This is a genomic window from Viridibacillus sp. FSL H8-0110, from assembly GCF_038003565.1.
Classification (GTDB): Bacteria; Bacillota; Bacilli; order Bacillales_A; family Planococcaceae; genus Viridibacillus; species Viridibacillus arenosi.
In genome coordinates, this window is the sequence record NZ_JBBOPJ010000001.1 from 3989240 (window position 1) to 4004022 (window position 14783).

Annotated in this window: 13 protein-coding genes; 5 read left to right on the plus strand and 8 right to left on the minus strand. The window is 37.4% G+C overall.

The genetic code is table 11. The annotated features are described in order from the left end of the window. The first annotated feature begins 121 nt into the window (after positions 1-121). Positions 122-2137: a sensor domain-containing protein gene (locus tag MHH98_RS19775; protein ID WP_038180336.1), complete on the plus strand. Its 2016-nt coding sequence runs from the start codon at positions 122-124 to the stop codon at positions 2135-2137. 80 nt (positions 2138-2217) lie between these two features. Here MHH98_RS19775 and MHH98_RS19780 read toward each other — a convergent pair whose 3' ends face one another. Then, the gene (locus tag MHH98_RS19780; protein WP_038180337.1) at positions 2218-2682 is read right to left on the minus strand and encodes a threonine/serine exporter family protein; all 465 of its coding nucleotides are present in this window, start codon (positions 2680-2682) and stop codon (positions 2218-2220) included. Between the two features lie 10 nt (positions 2683-2692). Beyond that, a complete protein-coding gene (locus MHH98_RS19785) occupies positions 2693-3433 on the minus strand; it encodes a threonine/serine exporter family protein (protein ID WP_038180892.1) in 741 nt (246 codons plus the stop codon). A 240-nt stretch (positions 3434-3673) separates the two neighbouring features. On the opposite strand from MHH98_RS19785, the gene MHH98_RS19790 reads away from it, so the two are divergent. Further along, positions 3674-5047, plus strand: coding sequence for a polysaccharide deacetylase family protein (locus MHH98_RS19790; protein WP_038180338.1), 1374 nt, complete (start codon positions 3674-3676; stop codon positions 5045-5047). Between the two features lie 67 nt (positions 5048-5114). Here MHH98_RS19790 and abc-f read toward each other — a convergent pair whose 3' ends face one another. From abc-f to MHH98_RS19810, 5 genes are all read right to left on the minus strand, one after another. Beyond that, the gene (gene abc-f, locus MHH98_RS19795) at positions 5115-6980 is read right to left on the minus strand and encodes a ribosomal protection-like ABC-F family protein (RefSeq protein ID WP_038180339.1); all 1866 of its coding nucleotides are present in this window, start codon (positions 6978-6980) and stop codon (positions 5115-5117) included. 122 nt (positions 6981-7102) lie between these two features. Next, positions 7103-7234 carry an RAxF-45 family protein gene (locus tag MHH98_RS22195; protein WP_412104675.1) on the minus strand — a complete coding sequence of 44 codons (132 nt, stop codon included), beginning with the start codon at positions 7232-7234 and terminating at the stop codon, positions 7103-7105. A 37-nt stretch (positions 7235-7271) separates the two neighbouring features. Beyond that, on the minus strand, positions 7272-8483 hold the full coding sequence (locus tag MHH98_RS19800; RefSeq protein WP_038180347.1) for an acyl-CoA dehydrogenase family protein: 1212 nt from the start codon (positions 8481-8483) through the stop codon (positions 7272-7274). 1 nt (position 8484) lies between these two features. Then, positions 8485-9654, minus strand: coding sequence for a CaiB/BaiF CoA transferase family protein (locus tag MHH98_RS19805; RefSeq protein WP_038180348.1), 1170 nt, complete (start codon positions 9652-9654; stop codon positions 8485-8487). Between the two features lie 269 nt (positions 9655-9923). Further along, positions 9924-10238 carry a DUF3870 domain-containing protein gene (locus MHH98_RS19810; protein WP_038180349.1) on the minus strand — a complete coding sequence of 105 codons (315 nt, stop codon included), beginning with the start codon at positions 10236-10238 and terminating at the stop codon, positions 9924-9926. Between the two features lie 488 nt (positions 10239-10726). Here MHH98_RS19810 and MHH98_RS19815 point away from each other — a divergent pair, with 488 nt between their 5' ends. The 3 genes from MHH98_RS19815 to pcp are packed head-to-tail and all read left to right on the plus strand — an operon-like array spanning position 10727 to position 13058. Further along, a complete protein-coding gene (locus MHH98_RS19815; RefSeq protein WP_038180350.1) occupies positions 10727-11401 on the plus strand; it encodes a DUF969 domain-containing protein in 675 nt (224 codons plus the stop codon). Between the two features lie 35 nt (positions 11402-11436). Next, complete coding sequence (locus MHH98_RS19820) at positions 11437-12399, plus strand: DUF979 domain-containing protein (protein WP_038180351.1); 963 nt, start codon at positions 11437-11439, stop codon at positions 12397-12399. Between the two features lie 11 nt (positions 12400-12410). Beyond that, positions 12411-13058 (plus strand): pyroglutamyl-peptidase I, encoded by a 648-nt coding sequence (gene pcp / locus MHH98_RS19825; protein WP_038180352.1) that lies wholly within the window; start codon positions 12411-12413, stop codon positions 13056-13058. A gap of 165 nt (positions 13059-13223) precedes the next feature. Here pcp and MHH98_RS19830 read toward each other — a convergent pair whose 3' ends face one another. Further along, a complete protein-coding gene (locus MHH98_RS19830; protein WP_038180354.1) occupies positions 13224-14693 on the minus strand; it encodes an APC family permease in 1470 nt (489 codons plus the stop codon). Positions 14694-14783 lie beyond the last annotated feature (90 nt).

Genomic DNA, 14783 nt, shown 5'->3' on the forward strand with positions numbered 1-14783 from the left:
TATCACTAATATTAATATATAATTCTGAATTTCTTTTATATACATTACCTATTACTAATGACGGATGACAATCTTTTCACTATAATGATAGATATAGTAATTTCAAGGAGTCGTCGCATGCATGAATGAAACTCAAACAATTTTTAGTACAGCCAATTCAGTTTTGAACCAAATGCCATTTCCAATGATGATTGTTAATCATGAAGGAATCGTAGCAGCATGGAATCGCCAAGCCGAAAAAACTTTCGGCTATTCTGCGGATGAAGTCCTTGGTAAATTTACCCCCTTCATTGAAGCAGAGAAATCAGGCCTACATAAAGAAGGATGGACAAAGCTTTTACGTTCTCCTGAACCTTTCCATTTCGATAAAATGGCATTCATAGCAAAAAATAAAGAAGCTATCTTTTCGTCTGCTTTAGCAAAAGCATTTACTATCGAAAACGAGCGTTATGTATTTTTCCATTTTGAAATGACAGATGAGATTCAAAAAGACCCATCACCTTATCAAGAATTAATTAGCTTGAAATCAGGATTGGAATCCTCCTTTATGATGTTAACGATGGATCAAGAAGGTTTAATCAATTTCGCAAACAACAATTTCTTAAAACGGAGCAAATGGACACCAAAACGAATTATAGGCAAAACATTTTGGCAAATGTTCCCTCAAACAGATGACGGAACTGCTGATGCAAATAACATTTGGACATCCCTTAAAAACGGCAAGGCTTGGAAGGGCGAAGTTGAAAAAATGTCGAAAGACGGTTTATCCTATTGGGTCGATTTAACGGCTATCCCGATTTTCGTGACATGCAAAAACCCTTCCTACTTTATACTGCTCGAAAATGATATTACAGAAAAAAAATTGCTACAAAACCGCTTAGAAAAAATCGCTTATATCGATCAAGAGACTGGTTTAATGAATCGCTATCGTTTAGAACAAATTGTCACTGACATGATTCAAGAAAAGAATCACTTTACATTTGTTTACCTAAGCATTGATAAATTTTACTCTTTGAAGGAAATTTATGATGAACAAACAGAAATCGTCCTTTTACAGGAATTCACAAACCGTATGAAGATATATTTCCAAGATAGCACAATGGCTCGAGTCGGTATAGATGAATTTGTCGTATTAACTCCACTTGGTGAATGGTTTATCCAAGGTTTCCTTGCCTATCTAAAACAACACCCTATTTATGTAAACAATCGTGCACTACCACTTTCAATTAGCGGAGGTATTACAAAATACCCTGAAGATCAGTCATCATTCTCACATTTAGTGAAAGCTTCACATGCAGCAATTTCTAAAGTGCGTTCTGATGGTGGGGGCAATATTATTAGTTTAACAAAAGCTGATCATAAAGCACTTAGTACAAAGGCCATTATTGAAAAGCGCCTACTAATCGCTCTGGATAAAAAGAACTTAAAAGTACTCTATCAACCCCAGTTAAATTTAGAGACAGGTAATATTACTGGTGTAGAAGCCCTCGTACGTTGGGAAGACGAGGAAATTGGTATCGTTACACCAGATGTCTTAATCCCAATCGCCGAAGAAACTGGTTTGATTAATGATATTGGCGCTTTTATGCTTGAACAAGCTTGTTTACAAGCAGTAGCTTGGCACAAAAAAGGCTTAGATTTAAAAGTAAGTATTAACTCATCTGTACGAGAATTCCGTGATAAAAACATGGTACAACATATTAGAAAAGTATTAGAGAAAACAAATTGTCCTGCTAAACTATTGCAAATTGAAATTACAGAAAAATTTGCTTTAGAAGCTGAAGCCGAAACTTCTATAATTCAACAGATGAAGCAATTAGAAGCTGACGGTATTGTCTTCGTCCTTGATGACTTTGGTACAGGATATGCATCTTTCCGATTCATGCAACTCTTACCATTAGCTGAAATTAAAATTGACCAAACATTTATTTCAACACTTCAATATCAGAAGAAAGCGCAAAAATTAATACAAGGTATGATCCAATTTGGAAAATCTATCAATATGCGTGTTTTAGCTGAGGGGGTTGAAACAGCAGAGCAACTCGAATTACTTACATCATTTGGCTGTGATGCAGCACAAGGCTATCATATTAGCCATCCTATTACACCTAAAGAGGTTGAAAACCTTTTAAAATAATTTCTTATATTTATTTCAATAAATACAGTTCGTAAATAAAAGATGGCCATCGCTCAAATTAGCGATGGCCATTTATCTCTTTAAATTTCATTTTGTAACGCTTTTGCCTTACGTTTGCGTATTACATTGAAAATGAGTTGCATAAACACCTCTGCGAAGACAAGCCCCATAACAATGGCACCTGTAATAATGAATGCCCTTGCTGCATATTGAATGCTTTCAAGATATTCATTTTCAACGACATGTCTCATTGCATTGTAAGCCATTCCCCCAGGTACGAGAGGAATAATACCAGCAACGCTAAAGATAATCATCGGCATTTTAAAACGTCTTGCCAACATATGTGCCACAATCGAAATAACAAACGAACCCGCAAATGAAGCTAATACAGCATCCATACCATGCTTCAATAGAGAATAGTATATTAGCCATCCGATGGCTCCCACTAACCCACAATGGAATAGAGTTTTTTTAGGTGCATTAAAAATAATTCCAAAACCAGCTGTTGCTAAAAAACTAAGAACTCCTTGGGTGACCCAAAACATAGTATTCCTCCTAAAATGACAATACTAGTGCAACACCCGCACCGATCGCAAATGCCGTTAAAAAAGCTTCCGTTCCTTTAGCTACTCCGGATACAAAATGTCCTGCCATCAAGTCCCGCACTGCATTTGCAATAAGTAAGCCTGGTACTAACGGCATCACAGAAGCAATAATAATTTTATCTATTTGGATACCTATTCCCAATTTTACTGTTATAAACGCTGTAATACCTACAAACAATGCAGCTGTGAATTCTGCAAAAAACTTTACCTTTGTTAACTCATGCATTAAAACAAAAAGCAAAAAACCAATTCCGCCAGCTAAAATCGCTGCAGGAACATCCTTCCAAACACCTTCAAATAATATCAAAAAACATCCACTTGCAATAGCCGAAGCGACTATTTGAAGCCATGTCGGGAAATATAAATTTGAACGATCTATTCGTTGTAATTCCTCAAACGCCTCTGACAAAGTAATTTGCTCTGCAGTTAATCGACGTGATACACCATTTACAAGCGCAATTTTCTCTAAATCTGTCGAGCGTCTTGGTATTTGAACAATTCTTGTTGGCCTTTTATGACCAGCTGAAAATATTATTCCTGTAGGTGTCACAAAACTCTGCGCGGATGTTAATCCTTGGGAATTCGCCATACGTAACATCGTATCTTCAGCACGATACGTTTCTGCTCCACTTTGCATAAGTAATCTTCCAGCTAGAAGAAAACAATCTATCGCAAGTTCCTCTTCTTCCATTTCAATCACGGCTTTCTCCTGCCCTTCATAAACAAAATTCACCAAAAATACGTTATGTAAGACCAATTATTAGTAAAAAAATGTAATATCTTGCATGGCAAAATGCCTCTTTTGCGTCATTTTTACTTATTTTTCAACAAAAGATGATTTTTTAACATAAATTCAAAACTTTTCGCGCCACTTCGCCGTCTAATCGTATAGAATAGAACACATAATAGTTTTAAAGGAGGTCTTGGGGAAATGACCACATCACGCCCTAAAAAAAGAGGGCTTTGGATTGACACAATATTAATTTGTAGTGTTTTAGCACTATCTGCTGTTTTGCTTTTCTTTTTTTTAGTACCAAAAAACGACAAAGAATCTTCAGTAACAAATGGGGTCGCTTTAGCAGCACCACCTGAGCATCAAACAAAGGATTCGAAATATACCGGTATAAAAATTGCCTCTATTATTTCAGAAGACCATCGTATGCCCTATTCAATTGAATATCCTCAAACTGAAGATAAAGAATTCAACAAAGTTATGAAAGATGCCGTTTATAAGACGCGCGATACCTACTTAGCTAGCATGGAGGAAGTACTCCAAAATGATGCAAATAAAGTTGGTAAGTTAACAATAACATTTAAAACTTTGTATCATAAAAAGAATTACTACTCGTTTGTTTTAACTCAAAATACATATAAAGGCACAGGAAGTAAAGAAAAAACAATCCAAACCTTTATGTATGATAAAAAAAATAAGAAACAGTTGTTTTTAAACAACGTTATTAAAAACGAAAATAATCTGTCAAAACTTATACCTTTTGTTGAAAAACAGATAAAAAGTGATGACCAGTTTAAAACATATATCAATACAACAAAGTTAAAAAATGCTATAGCACCTACGTATTCAAATTATAAGCATTTTTCTTTAACTGATAGCTCTTTATACATTTATTTTGACGGAGCGAAACTGTCCGATAATAGTAATGCTATCTCTAAGATTAAGATACCACTTTCTTCTGTAAATAGTATACTGGCTAAACCGTTCAAAATGGCAGGAATAAATCCAGATGGTACAAGAAAGAAACAAATTGCATTAACATTTGATGATGGGCCTAACGCAAAAGTAACACCGAAAATCTTAAAAACGCTTAAGAAATACAATGCAAAGGCAACGTTCTTCATGCTTGGAAGCCAAGCAATGTACAATCAAAAGCTTGCTAAAAAAGTTGCGAGTGCTGGACATGAAATTGGCAATCACTCATTTTCACATACAAATTTAGTCACTCTTTCAAATAAGAAGATTAAAGCTGAAATCAACCGCACCAATGAGGAAATTAAAAGAGCTACGGGAGAAAAACCAACGTTATTCCGTCCACCTTATGGTTCAATCAACGAGAGAGTGCGTTCACAAAATAAACTACCAGTTATCTTATGGGATGTTGATACACTTGATTGGAAACATCGTAATCCTAAAACACTATTGACTATGGTCAAACAGTATAGTCATGATGGCGCTATTATTTTAATGCATGATATTCAACCTACAACAGCTCAAGGTTTAGACTCTGTTTTAGCTTACTTACAAAAACAAGGTTATGAATTTGTAACCATATCTGAGTTAAGAAGATAATTGTATAGCCCAAGACTAATGATTTTAGCCCTCGATTACATTATGTAATCAAGGGCTATTTTTATGCTCATTCTAATTCTTCCATCCATTGCTCCAATAAAACTTCTAGTTGCTGCTCTGCTCTTTCTTTCTCAGCTATTAGTTGTTCATATAAACTCCAATCCTGCTCTTGATGAATTTTCTGATTCAGTTGTTTTATAGTAGCTTCAATCTTTGCAATTTCTTGTTCTTTATTTGTATCATTTTTTATTACTTTTACTTTTGGAGATGTTTTTTTCTCTTGTTTTATAGACTGTGGTGAGTTAAGAGCTTGTTTCTCATTAAACTTTTGTCGTGCCCAGTCGTACGGACCCTCATATGTTATTAACTTCCGATTCTCAAGCCACACTGTTCTTGTAAACAATTTATTTAAAAAGAAGCGATCATGAGAAATAGCTAAAATAGTACCTTTAAAGTCTTCTAACGCGTCTTCTAGTACTTCCCTTGATTCTATATCTAAATGATTTGTCGGTTCATCTAAGATCAGTAAATTGACGTCTTGATGCATGAGCTGTGCCAATCTAAGTCGCATACGTTCACCACCACTTAAATCTGCAATTCTCTTAAAAACATCTGCTCCGTAAAACATAAATTTAGCTAAAATATGACGAGCATCAACTTCAGTGACAGAAACTTCATCACGGAAAACATCAATGAGACGCGCTTTAGGCTTATCAATTTGAAAATGCTGTGATAGATAGCCAATTTTCACTTGGCTACCTAACTTACATGTTCCCGTGTCTATCGTTGTCTTATTCAGTAACATATTCAAGATAGTAGATTTTCCTGTACCATTGCGCCCTACGATTGCCATATGTTCTTGCCATAGAAGTTGTAAATTTACATTTCTGAGTAATACTTTATCTCCAAAAGCTTTTGTGACATTTTCTAGTATGGCAACTTCCTTCCCACTGCGAGGCGCCGCTTCAAACGATAGATTCATTTTTTTAGGATCAATAATTGGCTTGCGAAGTTTTTCAATACGTTCTAGAGCTCGCTCCATATTACGCGCACGTCGATGCATTGCCTCATTCGGTGGAGTGGCTTCATTCGCCCATTGTCTCATACGTTTGATTGCTTCACGCATCTTCTTCATCTTCTTTTGTTGTTCTTCGTATTGTTGAAACTCCCGCATAAGACGCGCTTCCTTTTCAACACAAAAGTCTGAATAACTACAATGATAAACTTGCAGCTCACCTTGCTCTAAATCTACAATTTTCGTCACAACTTTATCTAAAAAATAGCGATCATGCGATATTATCACAACTGTCCCTGTGTAGTCGACTAAATATTGCTCTAACCATTCTACAGCAAACAAATCCAAATGATTCGTCGGTTCATCTAATAGTAGTAAATCTGGCTTCGTCAAAAGCAATTGACCAAGCATAATTTTCGTCTTTTCCCCACCACTAAGACTGTTAAAGGGCTGTTCTACAAAATCATTTAATTGAAGTCCATTAATGACCATCTCAATTTGTGCTTGCATACTATAACCATCTGCTAGTGTGAAGCGTTCTTGCACATCTCCATATTGAACTAAGCATCTTTCTAATTGCTCCGATGTTGCATTGGCCATACTATTTTCAAGCTCTTGCATTTGACTCTGTAAAACAAGTAAATGATTAAATGCTTGGGCTAATATGTCCTGACCTGTAATTTCTTCTGAAAATAATGGAATTTGAGCTAAATACCCAATTTTAGTCCCTTTCTTAAAATGAATTTTCCCTTGGTCTGGCGATTCTACTCCTGCAATCAGTTTAAATAAAGTTGTCTTTCCAGAACCATTACGTCCAACGATTCCTAAACGGTCTCCTGTTTTAATATCTAATACTAAGTCTTCAAAAATACTATTCCCACCGAGCATTTTGCTTATATGTTGAACTGTACAAATCATGATTGATTACTTCCTTCCGTTTGACACAGCTGAAAGCACCCGATCTTTGCCAAAACAAAAAGACTGCCTGATTAACAGACAGTCTTTTACGCCTTAAAATTCGGCTTGGAAAGAATGGCTAATCAGCTGTGGATCATTTGATTTTGTTGAAAAAAGGGCGCACTTATCCCGTTGACCGCAAAATCGAAAGAAATCGCACATGTAATTGGCAAAAATTCCAAAGTATAAACATATGCATCCACAGCATTTCTCATTCTTTCCTCACCTCCGTTTCAAATAATTATGAATAGTCTAACATAATTGATGGTCAATTTCAAATGGCCATTTAGGTAACATATGATTCAATGGTTTATCTTCACGTTCCCCCAATACATAATCTGCTTGCATTAACGTATGGATTTCACGTGTTCCTTCATAAATTACAGGTGCTTTTGAGTTGCGAAGGAAACGAGCTACTGGGTATTCATCTGAATATCCGTAAGCACCATGTATTTGCACTGCATCATCTGCTGCTTTGTTGGCGAAATCACATGCCTGCCACTTTGCTAATGACGTTTCGCGTGTATTACGTACGCCTTGATTTTTTAATTCTCCTACACGATAGACTAACAAACGACTCATCTGATAGCCTGCTTCCATTTTCGCAATCATTTGTTTTACAAGCTGGTGCTGTCCTATTGGTTTGCCGAATGTGTAACGTTGATGGCAGTATTTTACGCTTTCTTCAATACATGCCATTGATAAACCAACTGCTCCTGCTGCTACAGTAAAACGACCATTATCTAAAGCTGCCATCGCAATTTTAAATCCTTCGCCTTCTTCACCTAATAAATTTTCTTTTGGGACTTTGACATCTTCGAAGAAAAGTTCACCCGTATTACCAGCACGTATGCCATACTTCCCTTTTATTGCTTTCGAAGAAAAGCCTTCCCACGTACGATCTACTATAAAGGCGGAAATTCCTTTATGTTTTAATGAACGATCTCCTGTGTATGCAAATACGATGAAATAATCGGCAACATCACATAAAGAAATCCACGTTTTTTGACCATTTAAAATATAGTGATCACCATCAAGTACTGCATGTGTAGACATAGCGGCCACATCAGATCCTGCTCCAGGTTCAGTTAAGCCGAAAGCGCCTAACTTTGCCCCCTTAGCTTGAGGGATGAGGTACTTTTTCTTTTGTTCTTCATTGCCCCATTGCAATAGAGTCATACTATTTAGTCCCGTATGGACAGACACAGCTGTACGGAACGCTGTATCACCGCGCTCTAATTCCTCGCAAACAATGGCTAATGAATTATAGTCCATTCCACTACCACCATAAGCTTCTGGAATACACACACCCATTAAACCTACATCTGATAACTTAGAAAAAATTTCTGGATCGAACTTACCTTGACTATCCCATTCAGTAATATGAGGCATGATTTCTTTATCAACAAAAGCACGTACTGTATTTCTCAACATTTTTTGCTCTTCGGTAAATTCAAAATTCATATTAATTCTCTCCCTTATGTGTCATTTTTTCATACAAAGGCTGTAAAATTTCATCGTTGTGCTCTCCTATATTTGGTGGATGATGTCTGACTGTCACAGGTGTTCTTGATAATTTCAACGGGCTCCCGATCATTTTGATTGGACCTATTGTAGGGTGATCATAAGTGATGAACATATTACGTGCCTGTAACTGCTTATCTTGTTCAACCTCTTGTATATTTTGAATCGGACCAGCTGGTATGTTCTTTTTTCTGCATGCTTCATACCAATGTGCTGTAGACTCTTGTAAAAAAGCTGTTTGCAATAAAGGTATCAGCACATCACGTTTCTTTACGCGATCTGGATTAGTAAGAAAACGTGAATCCTGTGCATATTGAGGTACCTTCAACACTTCACAAAGCGTTGCAAACTGATGATCATTTCCAACTGCTATGACCATTTCACTATCGGCCGTTTTAAATGTCTGGTATGGTACGATATTGGCATGCGCATTTCCAAGTCCAGTTGGAATATTGCCTGACATTAAATAACTGCTTCCCACATTGACTAATGCGCTCACAGCCGCATCATATAATGCGATATCAACTTTTTGACCGATTCCTGAGCGACTACGTTCTAGTAATGCAGATTGAATACCAATACATGCGTACATTCCCGTAAGTACATCAGTGATTGCTACGCCCGTTTTTTGTGGGCCAGATTCTGCTGTCCCTGTAATGCTCATAAGGCCACTCATACCTTGAATAATAAAATCATATCCCGGTAAATAGCGATCTGGTCCTGTCTCACCAAAGCCAGTAATAGAGCAATAGACAATACCCGGGTTGATCTCAACTAATGTTTCGTACCCTAAACCAAAGCGCTCCATAGTACCGGTTTTAAAGTTATTAATGATGACATCGCTATCTTGTACTAACCTTTTAATAACTTCGCGTCCCTCATCTTCCTTCAAATTGAGAGTGATAGCTTTTTTATTACGATTTGCTGTTAAATAATAAGCACTTACATCATCTTGGAATGGAGGACCCCATTTTCGCGTCTCATCACCACTATCAAGGGCCTCTACTTTAATGACCTCAGCTCCTAAATCACCTAAAATCATTGTGCAGTATGGTCCTGCAAGTACTCGAGATAAATCGATTATACGAATATTTTCTAAAGCACCAGACATCCTGTCACCTCTTTTCATAGGTCAATAAAAAAGCCAATTCAAAAAGACTCCAGTGAATATACTGAGTGTCAAATTGAACTGGCTCTTATCTGTGTCATAAAACCCGGCTAGGCTTCAAACAGATTAGACAGTATTGGCTTACTATTACCCTTGTTACCTCATCACGCGTAATGAACGATTTGAACGTTTTTGCATGATTTATTATCTTTAACTTTACTTTACTATACTATTCTTTTTTTGTAAATTTATAACTACCTGAAAATTCTGAATTATTTTGACGATTTGTAAGATTCATATTGTTTATATAAATCTTTCAATGCCGACATTAATGCGTTTCCTGCTTTACCTAAGTAATGGACTTTCACGGCTTCGACCGGTTGTGTAATACCATCTTGCAAACTATGCCCTCTTAGCAATTGCTCAACAAATGATTTCCCATGCTGCGTTGCTAACGTACAACTTGCTGCAACGATTACCCCATATTTCTTATCAATTTCCGCAGTGATTGTTAGAGTCTCATAAATGTTTTGTGCGGCCATACCAGATGGCAGCCTCGCATGTCCTGCTATAAAAATTGTGTTCATAATGGTTCAACTCCTTCAGCACATTTATTTATAAAAATTTCCAATTTATATAAAAATCATACAATACTTATTGTTAATTTGAAAGTCTTTTCAATAAACGCAAATGCCCTATTACCAACAAAAATGGCAATTTTCCAGAGTAAAAAAAGAAGCACTATCCAATTTAGAACAGTGCCAATTCTATTAATAGATTAATCAATGCCAATTGATTAATATTAGGATTCTAATAATCCATTCATTTCCTTCACCTCCTACGTCATCATTCCAACCTACAATTCCGTAATCTTATTCTTCGATAAGTTTCCTTCATTATAAAAATGCCAAAAATCGTGATTTTATTTCATACCCGCGCCTTATAAAAGACTTTGGATATTACATAATTAGGCACTTGGATCGAAAAAAATATTTAAAAAATTCTTACTTTGATATACAATAACATTTAGTTTATATTATTGAAGAATAATTTAATAAGAAGAAAGGGGATATGTATGGTTCTAATTGGTGTTCTTTTAATCATGATTGGATTTGTACTTAGAATCAATTCAGCAGTTGTAGTAACTATTTCAGCACTCGTTACGGGGATGATTGCCGGTATTCCCATTACCAGTATTATTACGCAATTTGGAGAAGCATTTACAACTAACAGGTACATGTCTATTCTCATAGTCACGCTTCCTGTTATTGGGCTGCTTGAAAAAAATGGTCTACAGCAACAAGCTGCAAAGATTGTATCAAAAATTAAAGCCATCACTGTTGGTCGGGTATTGACTATGTATTTATTGATTAGGGAAGCCGGAGCTGCTCTTGGTTTAAACAGTCTTGGGGGACATCCGCAGACTGTACGTCCGCTGATTGCTCCAATGGCAGAAGGCGCTGCTCTATCGAAATATGGAAAACTACCTGAGAAAGAGCAACAGGAAATCCGTGCACACGCAGCTGCAACCGATAATATCGGTTTGTTTTTCGGTGAAGATATTTTCGTGGCGGTTGGTGCAATTCTTTTGATGAACGGATTTTTTGAACAGAATAATATACCTGCCGATCCAATATCAATGGCGTTATGGGGAATTCCTACTGCCATCTTTGCTTTTATCGTACACGCCATTCGTCTTCGTATGTTTGATAAAAGGCTGGATAAACGTTTGGGTAATAATGGTAAATAACGCAAAACAATCTAAAGAGAAAGTGAGAGTCTATTATGATATTCTCAGTTGAAATGATTTACGTATTAATGGGCATCATTGTTCTAGGCTGCTCCCTATATATTTTCACTGATCGGACAAACAGCCGGCGGTTATCTTCGGGATGCTTTTACTTGATTTATTCAGTTACATTAATGTTCGGCCAAATTATTCCTCCTTTTTACATTGGGCTTATGGTTATTCTTATGGTTTTAATCATTGCAAGTGGTGGGTTAAAGAAAGGTGAACATGTTGAAGAAAGCATTACTATTAAGGAAGAGCGAAGAAAACGCCTTGGCGGTCGCCTTTTCCTACCCGCTATCTTGATTCCTATTTTAACCTTGGCTGGTTCTAAGCTGCTAGATGGTGTTAAAATTGGAGGAAAGGCATTGCTTGATCCATCTAATGTAACGATGGTTGCTTTAGGTCTGGCGTGTTTGACTGCCATTATCGTTGCAATGTGGATGACACGCGGAACACCTACAGGAGCTGTGAAAGAATCACGTCGTCTGCTAGAATCTATTGGTTGGGCTGTATTGCTGCCACAGTTACTTGCAACATTAGGAACTATTTACACAAATGCAGGGGTTGGTACAGTCGTTTCCGACGCTGTAACAGCGATCATCCCAGAAGGTTCGCTATTTTGGATTGTGGTCATTTTCTGTCTTGGCATGGCTCTATTCACTATGATCATGGGGAATGCCTTTGCTGCTTTCCCGATTATGGCTGCAGGTATTGCCATTCCTTTTCTGATTAAACAATTTGACGCTAATCCAAATCATATAGCTGCCATATCTATGTTTGCTGGTTATTGTGGAACATTAATGACACCAATGGCCGCTAACTTTAATATTGTACCGGCAGCCTTGTTGGACTTGAAAGATAAAAACCATGTCATAAAAGTTCAAGTCCCAACAGCTTTAGCAGTATTAGTTTTCAATATCGTACTTATGTATTTTCTTGTCTCATTAGGAATATAGGAGGGATCGGCATGAAGAAAAAAGTGTTGTTAACCGGCTTTGAGCCTTTTGGGGGAGAAAGAATAAACCCTTCCTGGGAAGCAGTAAAACAGTTACATGGAGAAGTTATTGATGATGTGACTCTAGTTGCTGAACAAATTCCAACTGTGTTCGGGAAATCAGTTGCAGTTTTGGAGACTCTTGTTCAACAGCATAATCCTGACATCGTTATCTGTATAGGACAAGCCGGGGGTCGGCTTCACATCACACCTGAACGAGTGGCAATCAATTTGGATGATGCTAGAATCCCAGACAATCAGGGAAACCAGCCCATTGATGAGCCGATTGTAGACAAAGGTCCGGTAGCCTATTGGTCTACAATCCCCATCAAGAGAATCGTCGAAAACATGAAGGAGAGCAATATTCCTGCATCGGTATCCCATACCGCTGGAACATTTGTATGCAACCATATCTTTTATGGATTAATGGACTATATCGCCCGAACCTCATCAAGCATTCGGGGTGGATTTATCCATATTCCTTTCATTCCGGAGCAAACCATTAATAAAGAAGCACCTAGCTTAAGTCTTGAGACAATTGTTAATGGCGTAAAAATAGCAGCTGTCACAGCTGCTAAATACGATTCGGATATTCATATAGTAGGTGGGACGACCCATTAATTGTACCGTTTGATTTTAAAATATTGAGCGATTCCCTTGTTTTTCTTATAATTTATGATAGGCCTCCTGTTCATGATATAGCTATCCTTTTCACTGGCGTGCTTGGGATACTTCATAACAAGAGGTCTTTTTTATGCTCAAGTCTCATTTTTATTCATATGAATATTAAACTCTCTCCAAAACTCCATTCACATCTTTTCGTGATGAAGTTTCTTCAATATCTTCTTCGGATAACACACGTTCTATTTCCTGGTCCATTAGTTTGTTGGCATTTTTAGCGCCATATTTGGCCATAGAGATTTTGTATAACACTGTCCCAAACAGAGCCCAAGCTAATATGATTACCCACTCATACGGCCAAACTAACGCGGAAGGCATACCTGGTAGATATAAAATACATACGCCAATTGACATTAGAACAGCTAACCAACCAATTAATGTACCCCCTGGCAATATAAACGGTCTTTTTAAATCAGGCTCTCTTTTGCGCAAAATAATAAAGGCAATTGCTACTAAAACCCATGCAATAACAAGAGCAAACCCTCCTGCATCTACTAACCAGACAAGTGCTGGGCGACCGAATAATGGTGCTAAAGTAGTCAAAACTGCAATGAGTAAAATTGCTTTATGTGGCGTTCTATATTTAGGATGTAGCTCGCCTAATGCCTTAGGTAGCATTCCCGCTCTCGCCAATGCAAAAATGGCCCGACTACCGCCAACATAGAAGCCAATCCAGCTCGTTAATATCCCACCGATTCCACCTAGTACTAAAACATTCCCCATCATCTTACTACCACCAAATGCTTTTGCCATCGCATCTGCTGTGACAAGTGATGAACTAGCAATTTCTGATGGTGTCAACACGTATGAAACGCCGAAGATAATTGCTACATACCAAGTAATAGCTAAAAACACCGAAATGATTAGCAGTTGTCCAATTCGCTTACGTGGCAGATTAATTTCTTCTGCTGCTTGAGGTATCACATCGAATCCAACAAACATGAATGGCGTCATAATCAATACAGCCATGATGCCACCCCATCCTTTTTCAAATAAAGGTTGCATATGCTCTGGGCTTCCTGCAATAGAACTTCCCGTAACAAGCAATACACCTGAGATTAATATGAGTAATGTCAAAATTGACATCACAACACTTGTAATCTTCATTCCCCTATAGTTAATCCATGCAATAATAATCGACCCAAGAATTCCTACGGCTACCCATGTGAAATTTACATCCCAACCTGCAATTGTATACATGTAACCGACGCTATAGCCAGGAACGACATATTCAAAAACAGTCGGTAAAGCTACAGCTTCAAAAGCTACAACTGAAACATATCCAAGAATCATTGCCCATGTTGCTATAAACGAGGTGAGCCGTCCAGTCGCCCTATATGTGAAGAATAGTTCTCCACCAGATAACGGCATAGCCGAGGACAACTCTGCGTATGTTAAACCTATAAAAATAACAAGTAAACCGCCTATTAAAAATGCTATGATTGCACCTAGTGAACCTGCTTCTGTAATCCATAAACCAGCTGTTACCACCCAACCCCAACCAATCATTGCTCCAAAAGCAAGTGCCATAACGTCTCTATTCCCTAAAATTTTCAATAGCTTTTGATCTTCCATCTTACACCCCCGGATAAGAGTCTATTGAAATACAATAGACTCTATTAATGGAATTACTCTCGATCTATCTAGCCTTGAATAATTTTTCAT

What these genes read in the sequence shown, in the direction of transcription:
- MHH98_RS19775 (WP_038180336.1), top strand. Translation starts at nt 122, where the DNA reads ATGAATGAAACTCAAACAATTTTTAGTACAGCCAATTCAGTTTTGAAC.
- MHH98_RS19790 (WP_038180338.1), top strand. Translation starts at nt 3,674, where the DNA reads ATGACCACATCACGCCCTAAAAAAAGAGGGCTTTGGATTGACACAATA.
- MHH98_RS19785 (WP_038180892.1), bottom strand. Translation starts at nt 3,433, where the DNA reads ATGGAAGAAGAGGAACTTGCGATAGATTGTTTTCTTCTAGCTGGAAGA.
- MHH98_RS19805 (WP_038180348.1), bottom strand. Translation starts at nt 9,654, where the DNA reads ATGTCTGGTGCTTTAGAAAATATTCGTATAATCGATTTATCTCGAGTA.
- MHH98_RS19820 (WP_038180351.1), top strand. Translation starts at nt 11,437, where the DNA reads ATGATATTCTCAGTTGAAATGATTTACGTATTAATGGGCATCATTGTT.
- pcp (WP_038180352.1), top strand. Translation starts at nt 12,411, where the DNA reads ATGAAGAAAAAAGTGTTGTTAACCGGCTTTGAGCCTTTTGGGGGAGAA.
- abc-f (WP_038180339.1), bottom strand. Translation starts at nt 6,980, where the DNA reads ATGATTTGTACAGTTCAACATATAAGCAAAATGCTCGGTGGGAATAGT.
- MHH98_RS19830 (WP_038180354.1), bottom strand. Translation starts at nt 14,693, where the DNA reads ATGGAAGATCAAAAGCTATTGAAAATTTTAGGGAATAGAGACGTTATG.
- MHH98_RS19810 (WP_038180349.1), bottom strand. Translation starts at nt 10,238, where the DNA reads ATGAACACAATTTTTATAGCAGGACATGCGAGGCTGCCATCTGGTATG.
- MHH98_RS22195 (WP_412104675.1), bottom strand. Translation starts at nt 7,234, where the DNA reads ATGAGAAATGCTGTGGATGCATATGTTTATACTTTGGAATTTTTGCCA.
- MHH98_RS19800 (WP_038180347.1), bottom strand. Translation starts at nt 8,483, where the DNA reads ATGAATTTTGAATTTACCGAAGAGCAAAAAATGTTGAGAAATACAGTA.
- MHH98_RS19780 (WP_038180337.1), bottom strand. Translation starts at nt 2,682, where the DNA reads ATGTTTTGGGTCACCCAAGGAGTTCTTAGTTTTTTAGCAACAGCTGGT.
- MHH98_RS19815 (WP_038180350.1), top strand. Translation starts at nt 10,727, where the DNA reads ATGGTTCTAATTGGTGTTCTTTTAATCATGATTGGATTTGTACTTAGA.